20 protein-coding genes and 1 tRNA gene are annotated in these 20,922 nt (G+C 64.9%); 14 read left to right on the top strand and 7 right to left on the bottom strand.

The window, feature by feature from the left end:
• Window positions 1–12: 12 nt before the first annotated feature.
• The 3 genes from C4B30_RS09645 to hemN form a co-directional block, all read right to left on the bottom strand.
• A complete protein-coding gene (locus C4B30_RS09645; RefSeq protein WP_105132478.1) occupies window positions 13–669 on the bottom strand; it encodes a protein-L-isoaspartate O-methyltransferase family protein in 657 nt (218 codons plus the stop codon).
• A gap of 104 nt (window positions 670–773) precedes the next feature.
• On the bottom strand, window positions 774–1,031 hold the full coding sequence (locus C4B30_RS09640; RefSeq protein ID WP_027783751.1) for a hypothetical protein: 258 nt from the start codon (window positions 1,029–1,031) through the stop codon (window positions 774–776).
• 88 nt (window positions 1,032–1,119) lie between these two features.
• Window positions 1,120–2,511 (bottom strand): oxygen-independent coproporphyrinogen III oxidase, encoded by a 1,392-nt coding sequence (hemN, locus tag C4B30_RS09635; RefSeq protein ID WP_105132477.1) that lies wholly within the window; start codon window positions 2,509–2,511, stop codon window positions 1,120–1,122.
• Between the two features lie 172 nt (window positions 2,512–2,683).
• Between hemN and C4B30_RS09630 the strand changes: the two genes are divergently transcribed.
• The 3 genes from C4B30_RS09630 to C4B30_RS09620 all read left to right on the top strand — a co-directional run bounded on the left by C4B30_RS09630 (window position 2,684) and on the right by C4B30_RS09620 (window position 4,489).
• Window positions 2,684–3,001, top strand: coding sequence for a YkgJ family cysteine cluster protein (locus tag C4B30_RS09630; protein ID WP_027783753.1), 318 nt, complete (start codon window positions 2,684–2,686; stop codon window positions 2,999–3,001).
• Window positions 2,998–3,579 (top strand): DUF1439 domain-containing protein, encoded by a 582-nt coding sequence (locus C4B30_RS09625; protein WP_027783754.1) that lies wholly within the window; start codon window positions 2,998–3,000, stop codon window positions 3,577–3,579. The genes C4B30_RS09630 and C4B30_RS09625 overlap by 4 nt, the downstream gene beginning before the upstream one ends.
• A gap of 79 nt (window positions 3,580–3,658) precedes the next feature.
• A complete protein-coding gene (locus C4B30_RS09620) occupies window positions 3,659–4,489 on the top strand; it encodes an undecaprenyl-diphosphate phosphatase (protein ID WP_011544783.1) in 831 nt (276 codons plus the stop codon).
• A gap of 124 nt (window positions 4,490–4,613) precedes the next feature.
• Here C4B30_RS09620 and trmB read toward each other — a convergent pair whose 3' ends face one another.
• On the bottom strand, window positions 4,614–5,381 hold the full coding sequence (trmB, locus tag C4B30_RS09615; protein ID WP_105132476.1) for a tRNA (guanosine(46)-N7)-methyltransferase TrmB: 768 nt from the start codon (window positions 5,379–5,381) through the stop codon (window positions 4,614–4,616).
• Between the two features lie 133 nt (window positions 5,382–5,514).
• A tRNA-Gly gene (locus tag C4B30_RS09610) sits at window positions 5,515–5,589 on the bottom strand.
• 404 nt (window positions 5,590–5,993) lie between these two features.
• On the opposite strand from C4B30_RS09610, the gene C4B30_RS09605 reads away from it, so the two are divergent.
• The 6 genes from C4B30_RS09605 to C4B30_RS09580 all read left to right on the top strand — a co-directional run bounded on the left by C4B30_RS09605 (window position 5,994) and on the right by C4B30_RS09580 (window position 14,223).
• Window positions 5,994–8,765, top strand: coding sequence for a type VI secretion system Vgr family protein (locus tag C4B30_RS09605; protein ID WP_105132475.1), 2,772 nt, complete (start codon window positions 5,994–5,996; stop codon window positions 8,763–8,765).
• Window positions 8,762–10,219: a hypothetical protein gene (locus C4B30_RS09600; protein ID WP_105132474.1), complete on the top strand. Its 1,458-nt coding sequence runs from the start codon at window positions 8,762–8,764 to the stop codon at window positions 10,217–10,219. Before C4B30_RS09605 ends, C4B30_RS09600 begins: the two co-directional genes overlap by 4 nt.
• Window positions 10,216–11,292 carry an Imm71 family immunity protein gene (locus C4B30_RS09595; RefSeq protein WP_027783758.1) on the top strand — a complete coding sequence of 359 codons (1,077 nt, stop codon included), beginning with the start codon at window positions 10,216–10,218 and terminating at the stop codon, window positions 11,290–11,292. The genes C4B30_RS09600 and C4B30_RS09595 overlap by 4 nt, the downstream gene beginning before the upstream one ends.
• A 68-nt stretch (window positions 11,293–11,360) precedes the next feature.
• Window positions 11,361–12,311 (top strand): Imm72 family immunity protein, encoded by a 951-nt coding sequence (locus C4B30_RS09590; RefSeq protein WP_234015422.1) that lies wholly within the window; start codon window positions 11,361–11,363, stop codon window positions 12,309–12,311.
• A 54-nt stretch (window positions 12,312–12,365) separates the two neighbouring features.
• Entirely contained in the window at window positions 12,366–12,710 is a 345-nt protein-coding gene (locus tag C4B30_RS09585) for a cupin domain-containing protein (protein WP_027783759.1), read from the top strand.
• Window positions 12,711–13,056: 346 nt separating this feature from the next.
• Window positions 13,057–14,223 carry an enolase C-terminal domain-like protein gene (locus tag C4B30_RS09580; RefSeq protein ID WP_105132473.1) on the top strand — a complete coding sequence of 389 codons (1,167 nt, stop codon included), beginning with the start codon at window positions 13,057–13,059 and terminating at the stop codon, window positions 14,221–14,223.
• Window positions 14,224–14,291: 68 nt separating this feature from the next.
• Here the strand turns inward: C4B30_RS09580 and C4B30_RS09575 are convergent, their stop codons facing one another.
• Window positions 14,292–15,221 carry a LysR substrate-binding domain-containing protein gene (locus C4B30_RS09575; protein WP_105132562.1) on the bottom strand — a complete coding sequence of 310 codons (930 nt, stop codon included), beginning with the start codon at window positions 15,219–15,221 and terminating at the stop codon, window positions 14,292–14,294.
• 181 nt (window positions 15,222–15,402) lie between these two features.
• On the opposite strand from C4B30_RS09575, the gene C4B30_RS09570 reads away from it, so the two are divergent.
• The 3 genes from C4B30_RS09570 (at window position 15,403) to scpB (ending at window position 18,816) form a co-directional block, all read left to right on the top strand.
• Window positions 15,403–16,725: an MFS transporter gene (locus tag C4B30_RS09570; RefSeq protein WP_105132472.1), complete on the top strand. Its 1,323-nt coding sequence runs from the start codon at window positions 15,403–15,405 to the stop codon at window positions 16,723–16,725.
• A 61-nt stretch (window positions 16,726–16,786) separates the two neighbouring features.
• Window positions 16,787–18,010 (top strand): CaiB/BaiF CoA transferase family protein, encoded by a 1,224-nt coding sequence (locus C4B30_RS09565; RefSeq protein ID WP_105132471.1) that lies wholly within the window; start codon window positions 16,787–16,789, stop codon window positions 18,008–18,010.
• Complete coding sequence (gene scpB, locus C4B30_RS09560) at window positions 18,007–18,816, top strand: methylmalonyl-CoA decarboxylase (protein WP_105132470.1); 810 nt, start codon at window positions 18,007–18,009, stop codon at window positions 18,814–18,816. Before C4B30_RS09565 ends, scpB begins: the two co-directional genes overlap by 4 nt.
• Before the next feature lie 178 nt (window positions 18,817–18,994).
• Here the strand turns inward: scpB and C4B30_RS09555 are convergent, their stop codons facing one another.
• A complete protein-coding gene (locus tag C4B30_RS09555) occupies window positions 18,995–19,750 on the bottom strand; it encodes a DeoR/GlpR family DNA-binding transcription regulator (protein WP_105132469.1) in 756 nt (251 codons plus the stop codon).
• Window positions 19,751–19,831: 81 nt separating this feature from the next.
• Between C4B30_RS09555 and C4B30_RS09550 the strand changes: the two genes are divergently transcribed.
• Together C4B30_RS09550 and C4B30_RS09545 are read left to right on the top strand one after the other, a co-directional pair.
• On the top strand, window positions 19,832–20,431 hold the full coding sequence (locus tag C4B30_RS09550; RefSeq protein WP_105132468.1) for an NUDIX domain-containing protein: 600 nt from the start codon (window positions 19,832–19,834) through the stop codon (window positions 20,429–20,431).
• A complete protein-coding gene (locus C4B30_RS09545) occupies window positions 20,428–20,808 on the top strand; it encodes a DUF4406 domain-containing protein (protein WP_105132467.1) in 381 nt (126 codons plus the stop codon). Before C4B30_RS09550 ends, C4B30_RS09545 begins: the two co-directional genes overlap by 4 nt.
• The last annotated feature ends 114 nt before the right edge of the window (window positions 20,809–20,922 follow it).

The following is a 20,922-nucleotide window of genomic DNA, read 5'->3' as shown; positions in this document are numbered from 1 at the left end:
AGGCTCCGCCGCTCAGAATTTGAAGCGCGACGGCTCGATCGCGTTGACGAGGTGGCTGATGTAGGTTTCGAACACGTCGGCGACGCGGTACTGCTTGTCGTCGATGCGCGTGATGATCTGCGCCTTCATCACCGGACGGCCGCCGACGAACGCCGACAGGCGGCCGCCGATCTTCAGCTGTTCGAGCATTTCCTGCGGCACGACCGGCAGGCCGCCCGCGACGCAGATCACGTCGTACGGCGCCTTCGCGGCCCAGCCGCGCGAACCGTCGCCGAGCACGACTTCGGCGTTGGTCACGCCGTCGTTGCGCAGGTTGTCTTCCGCGAACTTCGCGATCGTCGGATCGATCTCGACGGCCGTCACGTGCTGCGCGCGATGCGCGAACAGCGCGGCCAGGTAACCCGAGCCCGCGCCGATCAGGAGCACGTTCTCGTGCTTCTTGACCGTCAGTTCCTGCAGCACGCGCGCTTCGACGCGCGGGAACAGCATCTTGCTGGCGCCGCCGGGCAGCGGCAGTTCGAGATCGGCGAACGCGAGATCGCGGTATTCGGCCGGCACGTAGTTTTCACGCTTGACGATCGACAGCAGGCTCAGGACATCCAGATCCAGCACGTCCCACGGACGGATCTGCTGTTCGATCATGTTGAAACGCGCGTTTTCGATATTCATGGTGTGGTCACGCAGCCTGGTCGGCCATCAGCGGGGATAGAGAAACTTCGTGATTGTACCAAACGGCACGGCCGCGAGGCCTTCAGGCGGCCTGCAACAGACCTTTACCCCTTGCTCTTCTTGATCTGCGCCTCGAATGCGAGGTCGAGCTTGCTCGCCTTGCGCGGCTTTTGGGGGCCGAATGCATCGACGAACTTGACGAATTCGTCGAGCGGCAGCGGCTCGCAGCGCTTCTCGGCGGTGCCGCCCGAGCGGTCGACGAGATAGAACAGGCCGCCCGCCATCGAGACGGCCGCGAATTGCGGGTTGCCGGAGCGGGTCTTCAGGCGTTCGACCGCGTAGGTCGCTTTGGTGGTGCGCATCTTTGGGGGCAGGCGAAGCGGAGGTAAGCCTCACACTCTATCAAACCGGCCGGGCCGGCGCCCGCCCCGTGCCCGCGCGAACCGCCCCCTAGACCGTGCGCGAGTAGCGCTGCCGCGGCGTCTGGCCGAGGTACGCGTCGAACGCCATCGCGATGTTGCGGACGACCATCCGGCCGGCCGGATGGATCGTCAGCCGGTCGCGCGCGATCGTCAGCAGCCCGTCGCGCTCGAACGGGCGCAGTGCGTCGAGCTCGCGCGCGAAATGATCGGCGAAGCGGATGCCGTGCGCGGCCTCGACATGCGAGAACGGCAGTTCGAGGTTGCACATCAGTTGCGTGATCACGTCGCGGCGCAGCCGGTCGTCCGGCGTGAGCCGTACGCCGCGCGCGATCGGCAGCCGGCCCGCGTCGAGCGCGGCGCCGTATGCGGGCAGGTCCTTCGCGTTCTGCGCGTAGACGTCGCCGAACTTGCCGATCGACGACACGCCGAAGCCGATCAGGTCGGTATCCGCGCGCGTGCTGTAGCCCTGGAAATTACGCTGCAGCGTGCCGTTGCGCTGCGCGCGCACGAGTTCGTCGGACGGCCGCGCGAAGTGGTCCATCCCGATGTACACGTAGCCGGCCGACGTCAGCATGTCGATCGCGAGGCCGAGCAGGGCGATGCGCGTTTCCGGCGGCGGCAGCGCCGCATCGTCGATCTGCCGCTGCATCTTGAACAGGTGCGGCATGTGCGCGTAGCCGAACACCGACAGGCGATCGGGCGCGAGCTCGATGATCGTCTCGAGCGTACGCGCGAACACGGCGACCGTCTGGTGCGGCAAGCCGTAGATCAGGTCGACGCTCACCGAATGGAAGCCCGTCGCGCGCGCGGCGGCGAGCAGGTCGGCCGTCATCGCGCGCGGCTGGATGCGGTTGATCGCCTGCTGCACGACCGGGTCGAAATCCTGCACGCCGAGGCTCAGCCGGTTGAAGCCGATCGTGCGCAGATGGACGAGCGTCGCCGGCGTGACCGTGCGCGGATCGATCTCGATCGAGAATTCGGCGTTGGCGTCCGGCGCGAGCGCGAAATGCTCGCGCGTGGCCGCCATCAGCTCGGCCGTTTCCTCGTCGGAAAGAAAGGTGGGCGTGCCGCCGCCCCAGTGCAGTTGCGTGACCGGGCGGGACGGATCGAACAGCGCGGCCTGCAGCGCCATTTCGCGCTTGAGCTGGTCGAGATACGGGCGCGCGCGGCGGCGGTTGTTGGTCGCGATCTTGTTGCAGCCGCAGTAGAAGCACGCGGTGTTGCAGAACGGGATGTGGAAGTACAGCGACAGGTCGCTCGACGATGCGCCGGGGTCGCCGGCCGCGCGTACGTAGTCGGCCGGATCGAAATCGTCGCGGAATTGCAGCGCGGTCGGGTACGACGTATAGCGCGGCCCGTTCGCGCCGTATTTCGCGAGCAAATCGGGACGGAACATCGAGTCGGCAGAACCAGAACGCATGACGGTCTCGCGCGTTTTTAGATGCTTTCGAGTATATGGACGCGCGATCGGGCTGCATTGTGTAATAACGTCGCAGCCGGCGATGGCACAATGCGGGGTGGGGCTGCCGGACGCCGCGTCCGGTTGCCGCACCGTTTTCGTTGTTCGTCGAGAGAGCCGAGTGTCCGTCGAAATGCCTGTCCGCCCGGCGCCCGCCGAAGTCCCGCCGCCGCACGCGTGCCGCGAGGGCTGCGGCGCGTGCTGCATCGCGCCGTCGATTTCCAGCCCGATTCCGGGCATGCCCGACGGCAAGCCGGCCGGCGTGCGCTGCGTGCAGCTCGGCGACGACCTGCGTTGCATGATTTTCGGCCGGCCCGAGCGCCCCGCGTGCTGTTCCGGGCTGCAGCCGTCCGCCGACATGTGCGGCGCGTCGCGCGACGACGCGCTCGCGTGGCTCACGCGCCTCGAGGCCGCGACGCGGCCGGCGCATCCAGGAGAGAGTTCAGCATGACCGTCCCTCGCGCGCCCGGCCGGCGCCGTTTTCTCGCTGGCGCGATCGGCGCCGTCGGCGTGTGCGTATCGCTTGCCGCGTGCGCGTCGACCTTCCCGTTCATCCCCGATCACTACACGTTCTCGCGCGGCGACGTGCAGAAGGCCGTCGCGCGCAAGTTTCCTTACCAGAAGACGGTCGCGCAGGTGGTCGACGTGTCGCTCGCGAACCCGGCCGTCAACCTGCTGCCCGACCAGAACCGCGTCGCCGTGCAGCTCGACGCCCATTTCGCGAGCCCGTTCCTGCGCGGGCCCGTCAGCGGCAAATTCACCGTGTCGGGCCAGCTCGCGTACGACGCGCCGAGCCGCTCGGTCGTGCTGAAGGCGCCGGCCGTCGACAGCCTCGTGCTCGACGGCGACGCGCAGATGTACGCGCAGCAGGTCGGCGCGGCAGCCGGCCTGCTCGCGACGCAGCTGCTGACCAACTATCCGATCTACACGTTCAAGCCGGAACAACTGCAATTTGCCGGGGTGAACTACGAACCCGGTACAATTACGATCCTTACAAACGGCATACGCGTGGCGATCGTCGAAAAGTGACGACGGGGCGCGCACGGCCGGGCGGGCCGCGCGCGCAAGAGTGGCCTTTTCTTTCGACCATTTCGGAGTTGGGCCACGGATGGACTGGATCCTGATCTGCAAGGCATTGATCCTCGGCGTCGTCGAGGGGCTGACGGAATTCCTGCCGGTGTCGAGCACCGGTCACCTGATCGTCGCGGGCAGCTTCCTGAATTTCAACGATTCGCACGCGAAGACGTTCGACGTCGTGATCCAGTTCGGCGCGATCCTCGCGGTCTGCTGGGAATACCGACAACGGATCGTGTCCGTCGTGTCCGGGCTGCCGAGCCGGCCCGACGCGCAGCGCTTCACGCTGAACGTCGTGATCGCGACGATTCCCGCGATCGCGCTCGGCCTCCTGTTCGAGAAGAAGATCAAGGCCGTGCTGTTCTCGCCGGTGCCCGTCGCGTTCGCGCTCGTCGTCGGCGGCGCGATCATCCTGTGGGCCGAGGCGCGGCAGCGCGAACGCAGCGAGCCGCCGCGCGTGATGTCGGTCGATGCGCTGACGCCGCTCGACGCGCTCAAGGTCGGTATCGCGCAGTGCTTCGCGCTCGTGCCCGGCATGTCGCGTTCGGGCTCGACGATCATCGGCGGGATGCTGTTCGGTCTCGACCGGCGCGTGGCCACCGAATTCTCGTTCTTCCTCGCGATTCCGATCATCTTCGGCGCGACGCTCTATGAAACCGTCAAGGACTGGCAGGCGTTCACCGTCGATTCGCTCGGGCTGTTCGCGCTCGGGCTCGTCGCGGCGTTCGTCAGCGCGTTCGTGTGCGTGCGCTGGCTGCTGCGCTACGTCGCGACGCACGACTTCACGGTGTTCGCGTGGTACCGGATCGCGTTCGGGCTGTTCGTGCTGCTGGTGGGTTACAGCGGGTGGCTGAACTGGGCGTGATGCCGGGCAGACACGCCGGGCGGGCCCGGCGAGCATCGCGGACATCATGAAAAACGGCTTGATCGGCATTTGCCGATCAAGCCGTTTTATTTGGCGGGGCCGCCGAGTAGAGCGCCGGCCGGGCTCAGCCTGCGCGCTTGCGGAACACCAGGTCCCACACGCCGTGGCCGAGCCGCAGCCCGCGTCGCTCGAACTTCGTCACCGGGCGGTAGTCGGGGCGGGGCGCGTAGTCGGTGGCCGTGTTTTCGAGCGTCGGTTCCGCGCCGAGCACTTCCAGCATCTGTTCCGCGTAGTTCTGCCAGTCGGTCGCGCAGTGAATGTACGCGCCGGGTTTCAGGCGCGACGCGAGATGCGCGACGAGCGGCGGCTGGATCAGCCGGCGCTTGTGGTGGCGCGCCTTGTGCCACGGATCGGGGAAGAAGATATGCACGCCGTCGAGGCTTTCCGGCGCGAGCATGTGCTCGAGCACCTCGACCGCGTCGTGCTGGATGATGCGGATGTTCGTCAGATCCTGCTCGCCGATCAGCTTCAGCAGCGCGCCGACACCCGGCTCGTGCACTTCGACGCCGAGGAAATCGTCGCCGGGGCGGTTCGCGGCGATTTCCGCGGTCGATGCGCCCATCCCGAAGCCGATCTCGAGGATGCGCGGCGCGCTGCGGCCGAAGATCGCATTCCAGTCGGGCATCTCCGGCGCATACGGGACGACGAAGCGCGGGCCGAATTCATCGAGTGCACGGCGCTGGCCGGTCGACACGCGGCCGGCGCGCGTGACGAAGCTGCGGATGCGGCGGTGGTGCAGCGGGTTGACTTCGTCGGCGCCTTCGGTCGCTTCGTCGGGAATGGCGTCGTCGTGCGGCGGCAGGCCGGCTTCGTTCGGATCGTCGTGCATCATCGGTACAGAGAAAGGCGTTGTTGCGGGCGAGGGGCCCGTTGCGCGCAGCAGTGCGCCGGGGAACCGGCACATGGTACAAAAAAGCCGCCTTCGACGAGGCGGCTTTTGCGCAGGCTGCCGTGCAGCCGGAAAGTGGAGCGGGCGATGGGAATCGAACCCACGTCATCAGCTTGGGAAGCTGAGGTAATGGCCATTATACGACGCCCGCAGAACGGATGATTGTACAGGGGTTTCGGGCGGGATGGCAAGCGGCGGATTCTGGCCGGTGGGGGTGAAACTGGCATGGCTCGGCGGCGGAGCGGTGCCATCGCTGGCAGTGTCGGGTGAGCCGCCAACCATTCACGGGATCTACCAATTCAAGCCAAGCGCAAGGCACATCCTTCGGCGGGCTGTAGCATCGAGACCGAATTTCAATGGTCCAGCGGGTGTGTCGAATGCGTTTCTTAGGCGATTCGTGTTTAAACTCCCGATTCGATATATTTGCTGGCTTCAGCGAGCTACATTCTCACGACTTGTCGGCTCCGCTAGAATTAGGGCGATATAACCGGGGAGCCGTCCCCGTGAGAGCGCGAGCCACCGTGGGCTTGCAACCAATAAGAAGATGGATAACGCATGAACATGACCGAATTAGCTCAGGCAATTCGTGGTGGCCTGATCCAACAAGATCGCTTGCTCAAGACAGACATCCCGTCGTTGCCGGACAATGCGCTCATACCGTGCCGGGCTGTGACCTATTCCGAGCTCGGCCGCGACTTCTGTGTCACGCTCGACATGGTGTCCACGGCAGGCGACATCGAACTCAAGGCATTGATCGCGCAACCGATGACGCTGTGGATTCAGCAGGCGAGCAAGTCTTATCTGCCGGTCAACGGATATATCCACACGGCGCGCAGGCTGGGTTATGACGGTAGCCTTTCTAGCTATCAACTTGTCGTCGCCTCGTGGATGTATTTCCTCAAATTCCGTCGCGATATGCGGTATTGGCAGGACAAGAGCGCCGACGGCATCATCGCCGACGTATTCGATGCGCATCCGCAGGCTCGTGGACAGTATCAGTTTGCGTTGTCGAAGCCGCTGCCCTCGCGCTCGTACTGCCGTCAGAGCGAAACCGACTGGAATTTCGTCCATCGGCTGATGGAAGAGGAGGGCCTGTACGGCTTCTGGCGCCAAGGCAAGGACGGCAAGTCACATACGTTGGTCGTGACCGACGACATTTATGCGCTGGACGAGTTGTCGCCGAAGTCGGTCGGATTCAACAGTTCGGGCGCCGGCAGCGACACGGATGCATTCACGCAGTGGGCGGGTTCGAGGACTTTGCAAAGCACGGTCCATACAACGCGCACGTTCGACTATAAAGCGCCGTCGTCCGCCGACAGTCCGAATGGAACGACGTTGCCGACAAAGGCCGGCCAGGGAAATTTGCCGGAACGGGCCGAAGTCTACGAGTACACGGGCGCCTATACCTATGGACGTCAGGACCGAGGGGAGCAACTCTCGAAAATCCATCTGGAAGAATGGGAGTCGCGCGCCAAGCGGTTCGTCGGGATGGGAGGGGTGCGGGGTATCGACGCTGGCCTGCGCTTCGGATTGACCGGCCATCCGGAACACGATCGCGATTCTGCCGAGCAGCGAGAGTTCGTTGCGATCAAGGTCCGGCGCTACATCGAGAACAATCTACCGCTGTCGAATCAGGAAACCGGCTTTCCGCATAGCGTGCAATCCGACCTGAAGTGGGCGAAAGCGCGGTACACGGGCGTTTCCGTCCACCATGATGACGGTTCTGCAGGCTTCTATTTGGTCGAAGTCGAGGCGCAACGCACCACGGTTCCGTATCGCAGCCCGTTCGAACACTTGAAACCGGAGATGCACCTCGAGACGGCGATCGTTGTCGGTCCACAGGGGGAAGAGGTCCATACCGATGAACTGAACCGTGTGAAGGTGATGTTCGTCTGGGACCGGCAGAATCCGGGAGATGCCGGCGCCTCGTGTTGGGTCAGAGTTGCACAATCGGATACCGGCGCGGGCTACGGGGGAGTGCATATTCCGCGAGTCGGTGAGGAAGTCATCGTTGGTTACGTCGGCGGCGACTGCGACCGGCCGATCGTGCTGCATCGCGTCTACAACGGTGCGGTCAACCCGCACTGGCATAGCAACGGAATCCTGTCGGGCCATCGCTCGAAAGAGTACGGCGGCAGTGGTTACAACCAGATGGTAATGGACGACGCGACGGGCCAGAACCGCGTCCAGTTGATGAGCAGCAGTGCGAATAGCTTGCTGCATCTGGGCTATCTCATCGATCAGAGCGGCAATACTCGCGGTACGTATCTTGGGTCGGGTTTCGATCTGAGGACAGATGCGTACGGCGCCGTGCGTGCTTCGCAGGGGCTGTATGTTTCGACGTATCCAAAATCGGCGAACAGCCAGCCCCTCGACGTTCGCGAAGCGCAACAGCAACTCGTCAATGCCGAGAGCATGATTGAGGCAATGTCGCAGGTAAGCCAAGCGCATCAGGCTGAAAGCCTGGGAGAGGGGCACGACGCGCTGAGGACGTTTACCGATGCGACGCAAAGCAGCGTGCAAGGCTCGCAGTCCGGAGGACGGACGGCGGGAGGTGGTGCCGGGAGTGTGAACGCGTTCAAGACACCAGTCATGCTGGTAGCGAGTCCTTCCGGTATCGCGCTGTCGACGCAGGAATCCGTGCATGTGTCGAGCGATCAGCAAACGAATCTGGTCAGTGGTCAGAGCACGTTCATCGCCAGCGGGAAGTCATTGGTAGCGAGTGTTGCGGAGAAGATTAGCCTGTTTGTGCAAAACGCCGGAATGAAGCTGTTTGCGGCCAAGGGAAAGGTGGAGGTTCAGGCGCATTCGGACAATATCGAAATAACGGCCCAGAAAACTGTCAAGGTCCTGTCGGCTACCGAGAATATCGAGGTGGCGGCGCAGCAGGAGATTCTGCTTACCTCGGGTGGCGCCTATATCCGGCTCAAGGGCGGCGACATCGAGATTCACGCGCCCGGAAAGATCGACGTGAAGGGTGGGCAGCACGCATTCAGCGGGCCGACGCGAATTGACTATCCGCTGTCGCCTGTGCCGACGTCCCGCGGTGCTGCAGCGTTGCAATACCATTACCACGACGACACGCCCGTGCAGGGCGCCAAGTTCACCATCCACTACGACAGCGGCGCTACCTTCTCTGGCACCGTCGACAGCAAAGGCATGGCTGATCTGACAGATGCTCCGCAAGGACCGGGGCGCATCGAGTTGGGTGAGGACAGCCGACCCTACGAAATCAAGGCTACCGAAAAAAATCCCAGTTATAAGGCTCATTGGGATGAATTCGACATGCAAGCCTCCCTGGACCGGATGCAAGGAGGCCGGGCATGAGCAGCAGCTGGGTCAGCCAAGCGGCATCCGAGGTCGGCGACTATCTTTGGCGCGGCGCCGCCACAGTAGGCGATACCGTCGCCGGTGCGGTAGCAGGGGAGTTCTCGCAAAAGCGCAATACCGGCGCCATCATCATCGATGCGGTCATCAGCATGTTCCCTGTCGCCGGAGAGGTCACGGCCGCGCGCGACGCAATCGCCATCACGCTTCGCATGAGCGACGACCCGAAGGTTAGGGACGACGAGTGGGAGTGGGTGGCGCTCGTGCTTTGCCTTGTCGCGGTCGTTCCGGTGGCCGGAGGTTTGCTCAAGGGAATAGGTAAGTTGCTGATGCGAGCTGTCAACAAATCCGAAGATCTGGTCAAGCTATGCCAGGAAATCGTGGCCTTAATCCGCAAGGCTGGCTTCGGCGATGCTGTGCAGTGGTTCAGGCAACTGGACTTCACCAAGTATCAACTTGTGGTGAGCAACGCATTCGGCATGATGCTGGATCGCATCGGCAAGGCGCTGAATTTTGTTCTGAACAGGCTCGGTACCGTCATCCCGGCGCGAGTGGAGAGTTATATCCGAAGGCTGCTGCCGATACTGGAGGAACTGCGCAAGCTGGGGGACACGAAAATCGCACTGGCCATCAAGGATCTGATGCGCTTGCTGGAGCATGTGCGAGGCCATCTGGTGGAGGGCACCTGGGCGGACGTGAAGGTGGGGGGCGGGACCACTCGGACGATGACGGAGGAGGCGCGGTTGGCTCATCTGGCCGAGGACACGAAGAGCCTGGGGCATAAGCCGATGAGCAAGGAAGACTATGTGCACAAGGACGGATGGCCGGATCTCAGGGAATTCAGGGTGGGCGATGCGATCGGCACCTTTAGTGTAAAGACGCCCATCAAGGCAATTACACGAAAGCCAGGCGAGGTAATGATACGCGTTGTCGATAGCCGAAGATTGGATAACCCGTGGACGATCGCTGGCAAGTTCTGGGCTGATAAACTTGCTTCAAACGGATTTTGGTGGCGTATCCGGAGCGCGATCAAGCACGCTTGGAGCATGAATGGCAGCTATGCGAAGATGAACGTGCCAACGCGAGAAGCCATGGAAAAGCTTGGTATCAAGGTGCCTGCTGATTGGGATGGGATGCGCCTATGGGAGGGGCGCATTGCCGAGCAATGGGACGATGAGGGGGCGGAGGCGACCATGCGCTTGTTAGTCGGAGGCGATCTTCAGTTTTTCGTGGACTTTAAGCATCCGTCCAACGCTCCTGTGGCAGAGTGGATAAAAACCCAGGTCAAGGCGCAACGGACGAATTGGACGGACTTGAGGTTGCCCGATCAAGCAGAAGCTCGGGCACTCTTCCTGGTAGAGCGCGAACGATCGGCCAAGATCAGACAGGAAGGCTATGCGCGGCGAGCCCTCGCCGATGTCGGAAAACAAGCGACGGAAGAACAGAATCAATGATGCTGAATACTCTGACCATGACTCCTGAGCAGGAGTCGGACGCGCGCGCTAAAGCGTTTTACCTGCTCAAGAAATGGACAAGCGTTACGTTCCTGGATCATGCAGTTAGTCTGTTCAGGGATTTCCTTCACGCGTACGCCAAGCAATTGGACACGCCGAGCCCAAATCAGGCGGAGTTAGAGGCAGCGTATGTCAGCGATTTCCTGAGTGCGTTGGTGAGGATGGATCAAGGCATTGAGATATTGCGACAAGGTGCCGACAAGCGATCGGCTTACGATGCGCTCATAACGGGTAGCGAGAAGGGGGGCGAGCTTTTGTTCGGGCGGAGTGCGCACGAGGTTGGTCGAACATATGACCCGTTTTTCCACGCGCTTGGCGTGAGGGACACGAAATTTTCGGATTTCGAATATGCAACAGGGTATGCGGAAGGGGCATGGATTGAAGAGTTGAGCTGTCAGGCGCTCAAGTGCACTGTCGGGCTCGATTTTTCCGAATACCTTACCTATGGCAAGCGTGCCGACGGTGGCACTCGTGTGTTCAAGCATTGGACCTATGAATCGTTGTTTCAGGATCCGTTATTTCCTGCATGGCGATATTGGCCGCCGGGTCGCAGCTATCCCGCAGAACTTCCTCCTTGTCCGCCCAAGAACGAATCCGGGGCCGGCGAGGTCTACAGCGATCAGGAGATTCCTGTCGAGGGTATCTGGGAGCCATGGTTTCCGGCTGGCAAGGTTGGATGTCCGAGCTACTTCCTCAAGGGCAGTATCGCCCACAAGTACCTGCTGGAAGGTACCAACGACGAACATGTTGTGCGCTGGCGGCTGTTGTGGGAAGACAAGCGTTACCGGGACGGTGGCATTCCGACAGAGGAGGAAACTTACTTCCCCAAGCCTGCCGCGCAACCGAGGCTACGAGTTCTGCCCGGGGAGCCTTGTCCGCGCACCGGTTACTGGCAAAGCCCGGCCATGAAAGATTCGGTTTATGTCGAGGCCGGAGCGTCTATGCCGGGGCCGCAGCGCACAGCATGGGGAATGGTCATTTGGCATTACGGAGATCCTCAACCGGACAACTGAACAGCTGCTGAGGCAAGAGGTAACGGCGCGAGCGGTAGCCGATGCCGGCAAACAATCCACGGGCGGACATGATGTTGAATACTTTGACCATCACTCCCGAGCAGGAACAGGGGGCGCGGGCGAAGGCGTTTCATCTTCTCAAGAAATGGACGAGTTTCACGTTCCTGGAGTCCGCTGTTGGACTATATCGGGATTTCCTCGGCGCGTACGCCAAACAGTTGGACGCGCCGAGCCCAAATCAGGTGGAGTTGGAGGCGGCGTATTCGCATGATTTCTTGGGGGCGCTAGTGCAAATGGATCTGGGCGTTGACGCATTACGCCGAGGTCTTGATAAACGAGCAGCATACGACGCGCTGGTTATGGGAAGCCAGCAAGGTGGCGACTTGTTGTTCGGACGGAGTGCACTTGAAATCGGTCGGAAATACGATCCGTTTTTCCATTCGCTGGGACTGAAGGACACCAACTTTGGCGACCCGATGTATGCCACCGGGTTCGTAGAGGGCGTGTGGATCGAGAGATTGATTTGCCACGCGCTCAAGTGCACGGTCGGATCTGGTTTTACCGGGATGCTTGCATACGGAACGCGTGCGGACGGAGGCCCCCGTGTTTTTGAGCACTGGACCTATGAATCCATGTTCGAAGATGCGCCCCTTCCTGCGTGGCGATATTGGCCGCCCGGTCGCAGCTATCCCGCAGAACTTCCGCCGTGTCCGCCCAAGAACGAATCCGGAAGCGGCGAGATTTACAGTGATCAGGAGATCCCTGTCGAGGGTATCTGGGAGCCATGGTTTCCGGCTGGCGAGGTTGGATGTCCGAACTACTTTCTCAAGGGCAGTATTGCCCACAAGTACCTGTTGGAAGGTACCAACGACGAGCATGTGGTGCGCTGGCGGCTGCTGTGGGAAGACAAGCGTTATCGGGATGGCAGTATTCCGCCAGAGGAGGAAACCTACCTCCTGGCACGCCAGCCGATGTCGAAAATAGACGAGTCGGTGTCGGAAGCATACAAGCCCCGGTAACGCATCCGAACTAACGTGACGGATCACTTACCCGATCGTTAGTCAGGAGCCGACATGTCCGATTTCATCACCGTTCTGCGCAAAACCTGCCCGACGCCTGTCCTTGACGCGACCAAGTGGAAGCGCATTGGCGGCGATCCGCACACCGTGAACCTCAACGCGTACGTCTCGAAGGACGGCAGCAAGATCATGGGCACCTGGATCTGCACGCCGGGCAAGTTCGAGGTGAATTACGAAAAATGGGAGTACTGCCACTTCCTCGACGGTTACTGCATCATCACGCCGGAAGGCGAGGAGCCGGTGCACCTGAAGGCCGGCGACGTGTTCGTGATCGAACCCGGAATGAAAGGGACCTGGGAAGTGGTGGAGACGGTGCGCAAGTACTTCGTCTTTGCCTGAGCGGGCGATCGATTCGACTCGATCCGCGCCAGGCATACCGTCATCACCCCGCATCCTCCCGGTTCACGAAGCCAGGAGGCACAAACGAGGATTCCGGTTCAACAAAAGTCGACCGGTTCGGAAGTAGCGCGCCGAGCGTGGTTACTAGCTCGGCGCGCTCCGCTATCCGACTGCAACCCGTGACGTGACGTATGCGAAACGCGGTTGTCCGGTGACGCCCCGATGACGTTCGCCACCGGTCCTGCACGCTGTCACGCAAACCCCTAAGATGCAGCGATCCGCCCATCGTTTCCGCTGCAGCACACGAACCTTCCGCCTGCGCCGGATGCCCCCTCCGGAGTCGACCATGCGCATCACCGCGATCCACGAACGCGCGATTCCCGTGTCCCGCTATGCCGATCCGGCGATTCCGTCGGGTGGTCTGACGACGAGCGTCGTCGCGGTCGTCACCGACGTCGTGCGCGACGGCCGTCCGGTGATTGGCTACGGCTACGCATCGATCGGCCGTTTCGCGCAGGGCGGCCTGATCCGCGAACGGTTCGCGCCGCGTTTGCTCGCTGCCGCCGACACGCTCGCCGACGAAGCCGGCACGAATCTCGACCCGTTCCGCGCATGGCGCGCGATGATGGCCGGCGAGAAGCCGGGCGGACACGGCGAACGCTGCGTCGCGGTCGGCACGCTCGACATGGCGATCTGGGACGCCGCCGCGAAAATCGCCGACCTGCCGCTGCACCGCTTTCTCGCCGATCGCCTCCAACGCACGGGAGCCCCACGCGTGCGCGTGTACGCGGGCGGCGGCTACCGCTATCCGCATGACGATCTCGCGCGGCTGTCCGACGAGATGCGTCGGATCGTCGATCTCGGCTACACGCACGCGAAGATCAAGATCGGCGGCGCGAATCTCGATCAGGACCGGCGCCGTATCGAAGCCGCGGCCGCGCATCTTGCCGGTTCATCGCATCTCGCGGTCGACGCGATGAACACGTACGACGCGACGACCGCCTACCAGGCCGTCGACATGCTCGCGCCGTTCGGTCTCTGGTGGTTCGAGGACATCTGCGATCCGCTCGACCTGCCGCTCCAGGCAGACGTCGCTACGCGGTACGCACCGCCGATCGCGGCCGGCGAAGCGCTGTTCTCGCTTGCGGAAGCGAAGCTGCTCGACCGTTACGGCGGCCTGCGTGCCGACCGCGACGTGCTGGTGTTCGATCCCGTGCACAGCTACGGGCTGCCGGGCTATCTGCAGATCGTCGATCACTTCGTGTCGCGCGGCTGGCGGCGCGACGCGTTCTGGCCGCATGGCGGCCATCTGTTCTCGCTGCACGTCGTCGCGGCGCTGGGGCTCGGCGGCGCGGAAGTCAACCCGTTCGCATTCCATCCGTTCAGCGGACTCGCCGATGGCGAAATCGTCGATGCGGGATACGCGCGCGTGCCGCAGGCGCCGGGCATCGGGTTCGAACTGCATGCCCACGCGTACGACGCATTCCGCGCGGTCTCGGTGTCGGGCCGCTGACGCCTAAAACGCGCCGATCGCGAAACGCACCGCGAAGCCGAGCATCGTCACTGCGACGAAGCCATCGATCACACGCGACCGGCATTGCCGGCCGCCCACTCCGGCCGCTGCCCGAGCGTGTCGAACAGCCGGACGATTTCGGCCTTCACCTTCTGCACCGCGTTGCTGACGAGCGCCGTGTCGTGCCAGCACAGCGACAGGTCGCGCGCGAACAGCCGGTGCGCGACCGTCGACAGCTTGAGCTTGCGCTCCTCGATCTCGACGTGGGCGGCCGTCCACGGCAGGATCGTCACGCCGAGCTGCGCCATCACGGCCGCGAACAGCAGCCCGGTCGAGCTTGCCTCGAAGCTGATCTCGTACGACAGCCCGGCCTCGCGCATCGCCCAGTCGACGCGGTTGCGGATCGTGTTCGGCGCGCTCGGCAGCACGAGCGGCATCCGCGCGATCGCGTCGAGCGGCACAGGGGCGTCCGGCACCGGGAAGCCGGGCCACGTGATCAGGTACAGCGTTTCCGTCAGCAGCCGGTGGATCGCGATGCCGCGCGTGTCGACCGCATCGACGACGATCGCGAGATCGAGCCGGGCGCGTTCGAGCAGCGTGTCGAGATCGGCGCTCGGCGCTTCGATCAGCTCCAGCATGATGCCCGGATAGCGGTCGCGCACCGCGCGGGCGAGCGGAATGGCCAGCACGCGCGCGGTGCTCGACGGCATGCCGACCGTCACGCGGCCTTGCGGCGTGTCGGCGTCGCGGCGCAGCAGTTCGCGCGTGCCGTCGGCCTGGCGCAGCAGTTCGAGCGCGTGCCGGTACAGCGTGCGGCCGGCGGCGGTCGGCGCGATGCCGCGCACGCTTCGTTCGAGCAGCTGCATCCCGAGATCCTGCTCGAGATTGCGCATCTGCTGGCTCACGGCCGGCTGCGCGACGTGCAGCGCCTCGCTCGCATGCGTGACGTTGCCGTATTCGACGACCTTCACGAAATAGCGCAACTGCCTCAAGTCCATCGCCGACGTCTCCCGATTCACGCCCGGTTCGAGCCATAAGTCAATCCGATCGAGCAAGATGAATATCATATTTTTCGGCGATCGATGGTGTTTCTATACTCGTCTCACAAAAGAGCCCGACTGCCGGCCATCCCGGGCCGGACACGGCGAAAGCGCCGGCCCCGCCGGCAAGGAGACGAAGATGTTCAAGGCGATCGACGCGCCGGCGGCCGGCGCGAAGCCGCGGCGCACGCCGCTCACGCGCGAGCAGGTCAAGGGTTTCTGGGCGGTGTACGCGGGCTGGGTGCTCGACGGCGTGGATTCGGTGATCTACGCGCTCGTGCTGATTCCCGCGCTGACCGAACTGCTGCCGGCCTCCGGCATCGCGGCGACGCCCGCGAATCTGGGGATGTACGGCTCGATCCTGTTCGCGCTGTTCCTGATCGGCTGGGGGCTGTCGTTTATCTGGGGGCCGCTCGCCGATCGCTTCGGCCGCGTGCGCACGCTCGCGGCGAGCATCCTGATCTATTCGGTGTTCACCGGCGCGGCCGCGTTCGTGCACGACGTGTGGGCGCTGGCCGCGTGCCGTCTGATCGCGGGGATCGGCGTCGGCGGCGAATGGGCGCTCGCGGGCACCTACGTCGCCGAAAGCTGGCCGGAAGACCGCCGCAAGATGGGTGCCGGCTACCTGCAGACGGGCTACTACTTCGGCTTCTTCATCGCGGCCTGCCTGAACTACACGATCGGCGCGACCTACGGCTGGCGCGCGATGTTCCTGTGCGGGCTGGCTCCCGCGCTGCTCGCGGTGTTTACGGTGATGCGCGTGAAGGAGCCGGGGCAGTGGCGCCGGCACGACGCGCGCGACGGCGACGTGGCCGACGCGCGGCGCGCGCATCCGCTGCGCGAGATCTTCGCGCCGGCGTTCCTGCGCCGCACGCTGACGAGCGCGAGCCTCGTCGGCGTCGCGATCGTCGGGCTGTGGGCCGGCTCCGTCTACGAGGCGAGCGCGGTCACCACGCTCGCGACACGCGCGGGCATCGATCACGTCGGCGCGCTGCGGCTTGCGTCGATCGGTGCGGCGATCCTGTCGTGCGCGACGATTGCCGGCTGTCTGGTGGCGCCGTGGCTGTCGGAGCGGCTCGGCCGGCGTACCGCGCTCGGCGTGTATTTCGCGGGGATGGCCGGCTCGATCGTGTTCGCGTTCGGCTGGGCGTTCTACCAGCCGAACGGGCTCGCCGCGTTCATGGTGTCGCTCGCGTTCCTCGGTTTCTTCGGCGGCAACTTCGCGATCTTCTCGCTGTGGCTGCCCGAGCAGTATCCGACGCGCGTGCGGGCCACCGCGTTCGCGTTCAATGCGTCGATCGGCCGCTTCATCGGCGCGGGCGTGAACTTCCTGCTCGGCGCCGCGATTCACGGTTATGGATCGCTCGGCGTGCCGGTCGCATGGACCGCGGCCGTGTTCGGGCTCGGCATCCTGATCCTGCCGTTCGCGGTCGAAACGCGGCATCAGACGCTGCCCGAGTGAGCGGCACGCCGCGGTCGTTCGCCAACACGCCACACCCAGTCATCCATATCAGGAGTCCGTAATGCAGGCATTAACGGGAATCAAGGTCGTCGATCTGAGTCGCGCGCTGTCGGGGCCGTTCTGCTCGATGGTGCTCGCCGATCTCGGCGCCGACGTGATCAAGGTCGAGTCGGGGCCGCACGGCGACATGAGTCGCGCCTGGGGGCCGTTCGATCGCGGCGTGAGCACGTACTACCTGTCCTGCAACCGCAACAAGCGCGGCATCTGCGTGGATTTCCGGCAGCCGGCCGGCCTCGACGTCGTGCGGCGCCTGATCGCGCAGGCCGACGTCGTGATCGAGAATTTCAAGGCCGGCACGATGGACGCGATGGGGCTCGGTTATGCCGCGCTGAGCGCGCGCGACCCGCGGCTCGTGATGGGCAGCGTCACCGCGTTCGGCCCGCGCGGCCCGCTGCGCGACTGGCCGGGCTTCGACCAGATCGCGCAGGGCTATGCGGGGCTGATGAGCCTCACAGGTTTCCCCGACGGCGAGCCGACCCGCACGGGCACCGCGATCGGCGATCTCAGCTCGGGGATGTGGGTCGCGACCGGCGTGATGGCCGCGTTGTTCGAGCGCGAGCGCACCGGGCGCGGCCAGCATGTCGGCACGTCGCTGCTCGAAAGCCTCGTGGCGCTGCTGAGCGTGCACGGGCAACGCTACCTGAGCCTCGGCGACGTGCCGCGCCGTACCGGCAATGCGCATGCGGTGATCGCGCCGTACGGCGTGTTCGAGACGGCCGACGGCCCGCTGAACCTCGCACCGATCACGACCGACATGTGGTTGCGGCTGTGCCGGTTGCTGGATCTGCCCGACCTGCCGGCCGATCCGCGCTTCGCGACCAACGATGCGCGCGTCGCCCATCGCGATGAACTGAAGGTGCTGCTCGAAAGCCGGCTGCGCACGCGCGGCAAGCGCGAATGGACGCAACGGTTCGTCGAGGCCGGGCTGCCGGCCGGGCCGATCCATACGCTTGACGAAGTATTCGACGATCCGCAGCTCGCGCATTGCGGGCTGGTCGAGCCGGTCGCGCATCCGACGCTCGGCACGCTGCGTCAGGTCGTCACGCCGCTCGGCGGGATGGGCGACGACCTGCCGGCGCCGCGCACCCGCCATGCGCCGCCGCTGCTCGGCGAGCATACGGTCGACGTGCTGCGCGAAGCCGGCTACGGCGACGACGCGATCGACGCACTGCTGGCCGGGCGCGCGATCTTCCAGGCGGATGCGGTGGCGGAGGCCGTGCAATGACCGACATGACGAAACAGAACGGGGCGTCGACCGTGACGGTCGACCTCATCGGCGAGCGGATCGCGCGCGTGCGGTTCGCGAATCCGGCGCGGCGGCATGCGCTCGACGCGCCGCTGCTCGATGGCCTCGTCGCGCACCTCGATGCGTTGGCCGGACATCGTCCGCCGCCCGTCGTGATCCTGTCGAACGACGGCAGCGGCGACGTGTGGAGCGCGGGGCACGACCTGCGCGAACTGGCCGACGACCGCGATCCGCTCGCATACGGCAAGCCGCTCGAACGCGCGCTGCGGCGCGTGCGGACCTATCCGGGCGCGGTGATCGCGGCGGTGTCCGGATCGGCGTGGGGCGGGGCGGTCGATCTCGTGATGAGCTGCGATCTCGTCGTGGCGGCGCGCGACGCGCGTTTCGCGATGACGCCCGCGAACATCGGCCTGCCGTATTCGACGAGCGGCCTGCTGCGCTTCTACGACAACCTGCCGATCCACGTGCTGAAGGAAATGTTCTTCTGCGCGCAGCCGCTCGATGCGGAGCGCGCCGCGCATCACGGGCTCGTGAACCGGCTGGCCGATGCGGGCGGGGTCGACGACGCGGCGCTCGACGTCGCGCGCGCGATTGCCGCGAAGGCGCCGCTCGCGGTGCACGCGGTGAAAGAGCAGTTGCGCGTGCTGCAGGACGCTCGGCCGTTGCCGGCCGATGCATTCGAAAGGATCGCCGAGTTGCGCCGGCAGGCGTGCGAAGGCGCGGATTTCGACGAAGGGCTGCGCGCGTTCGCGGAGCGGCGCGCGCCGGTGTTTCGCGGGATTTAGGCGGGCAGGCGAGGGTTCGATGCGGCGACGGCGGCGCACGTTGTTCGCCGCCGAGCGCGTCTACGCCAACGAACAGCAGCGCGCCGATCGCGATCGGCAGCCGCGCGTGAATGTACGTATCGATCACGCGCGGTATCGACACGATCGCCATCGCGCGTGCGGCCCGGTCGCACCGCCGCTACGCGCGCACCACCGTCACGCCTGCCGCCTCGATCGGCTCCGTCAGCGCGGCGTCGGTTTCCTTTTCGACGACGATCGTCTGCGCCAGCGCGATATCGCCGATCACGAACTGCGACGCCGCGCGCAGTTTCGACTGCGACGCGAGCACGACCGTCTCGGCCGCGCGTTCGGACAGCGCGCGCTTGATCGCCGCTTCCTCGAAATCGCCGGTGCTCAGCCCCGCGACCGGATGCACGCCCGTGACCCCCATGAAGTACAGGTCCGCGTGAATGCGCGCGATGCCTTCCATCGCCGCCGCGCCGACCGCGACGATCGAGTGCTTGTAGAGCCGCCCGCCGATCAGGATCACGTCGATCGACGGATGCGCGGCCAGCGCGACCGCGACGCTCGGGCTGTGCGTGACGATCGTCGCGCGCAGGTCGGCCGGCAACTGGCCGACGAGCAGCGCGGAGGTCGTGCCGCCGTCGACGATCGCGACTTGCCCCGGCGCGATCATCTGCGCGGCCCGCCGCGCGATGCGCCGCTTCTCCGTGGTTTCGAGCGCCTCGCGCTGCGCGAACGGCGCGACGGCCGGCGATGCCGGCAGCGCGCCGCCATGCACGCGCTGCAGCAGCCCTTCGGCCGCGAGTTCGCGCAGGTCGCGGCGCACCGTGTCTTCGGACACGCCGAATTGCACGCTCAGTTCGGCGGCCAGCACCTGGCCGTCGCGCGCGAGTGCATCGAGGATCGTTTTCTTGCGTTGTGTCGTCAGCATCGCATTTGCACGAAAATTCTTGAAATTGCACGAATCTGCACGTTACCATGGGCGCCGTCCTTTGTCGAACCGGAGGCTGCAATGGCTGCAACGCGGGAGCGGGTCCGCATCGTCGAGTCGACGGTGCTGTCCGATGACTGGTATGTGCTGCGCAAGGTGACGTTCGATTTCCTGCGCCGCGACGGAACGTGGCAGCGCCTGAGCCGCGAGACCTACGATCGCGGCAACGGCGCGACGATCCTGCTGCGTCATGCCGAGACGGGCGACGTGCTGCTGACGCGGCAGTTCCGGATGCCGGCGTTCGTGAGCGGGCACGACGGCATGCTGCTCGAAGCCGCCGCCGGGCTGCTCGACGACGAAACACCCGAAGCGCGCATCCGCGCGGAGGCCGAGGAGGAGACCGGCTATCGCGTGCGCGGCGTGCGCAAGGTGTTCGAGGCGTTCATGAGCCCGGGTTCCGTGACGGAGAAGCTGCATTTCTTCGTCGGCGAATACGATGCGTCGCTGCGCACCGGCGCGGGCGGCGGCGTCGCGGAAGAGGGCGAGGATCTCGAGGTCGTCGAGATGCCGCTGCAGGCGGCGCTGGACGCGATCGAGCGCGGCGAGATCGTCGATGCGAAGACGATCATGCTGCTCCAGTACGTCGCGCTGCGGGAAACCGCCGGCGCGCGCGCCGCATGACGCCGCGGCTCGTGCTGGTCGTCGGCCCCTATCGCAGCGGGACGGACGGCGACCCCGCGCGCATCGCCGCGAACCTGCACCGGCTGGAAGCGGCGGCGCTCGCCGTGTATCGCCGCGGGCACGTACCGATGATCGGCGAATGGGTGTCGTTGCCGCTCGCGGCCGCGGCCGGATCGACGCAGGTCGGCGACGCGATCTGCGAGGCTTTCCTGTATCCGGCCGCGCACCGGCTGCTGCGGCGCTGCGATGCGGTGCTGCGCATCGACGGCGCATCGCGCGGGGCCGATGCGGACGTGGCGCTTGCGCGGCAACTCGGCAAGCCGGTCTATTTCGCGGTCGACGAGATGCCGGTCGCGCAGGACGATTCGACTGACTGAGCAAACGTGGGCGCCGGGTTGCGGCATCGCCGGTGCGACGCGTGCGGACAGTCGGCATTCGCATTGCCGGTAGCCGTACACACGCAGCGTCGCGCAGTGGCGTTGCCGATGCGG

Source organism: Burkholderia sp. BE12, from assembly GCF_002959955.1.
Classification (GTDB): Bacteria; Pseudomonadota; Gammaproteobacteria; order Burkholderiales; family Burkholderiaceae; genus Burkholderia.
The sequence above is the reverse complement of the archived record's forward strand: the minus strand, read 5'-3'. Positions and strand labels throughout refer to the sequence as shown.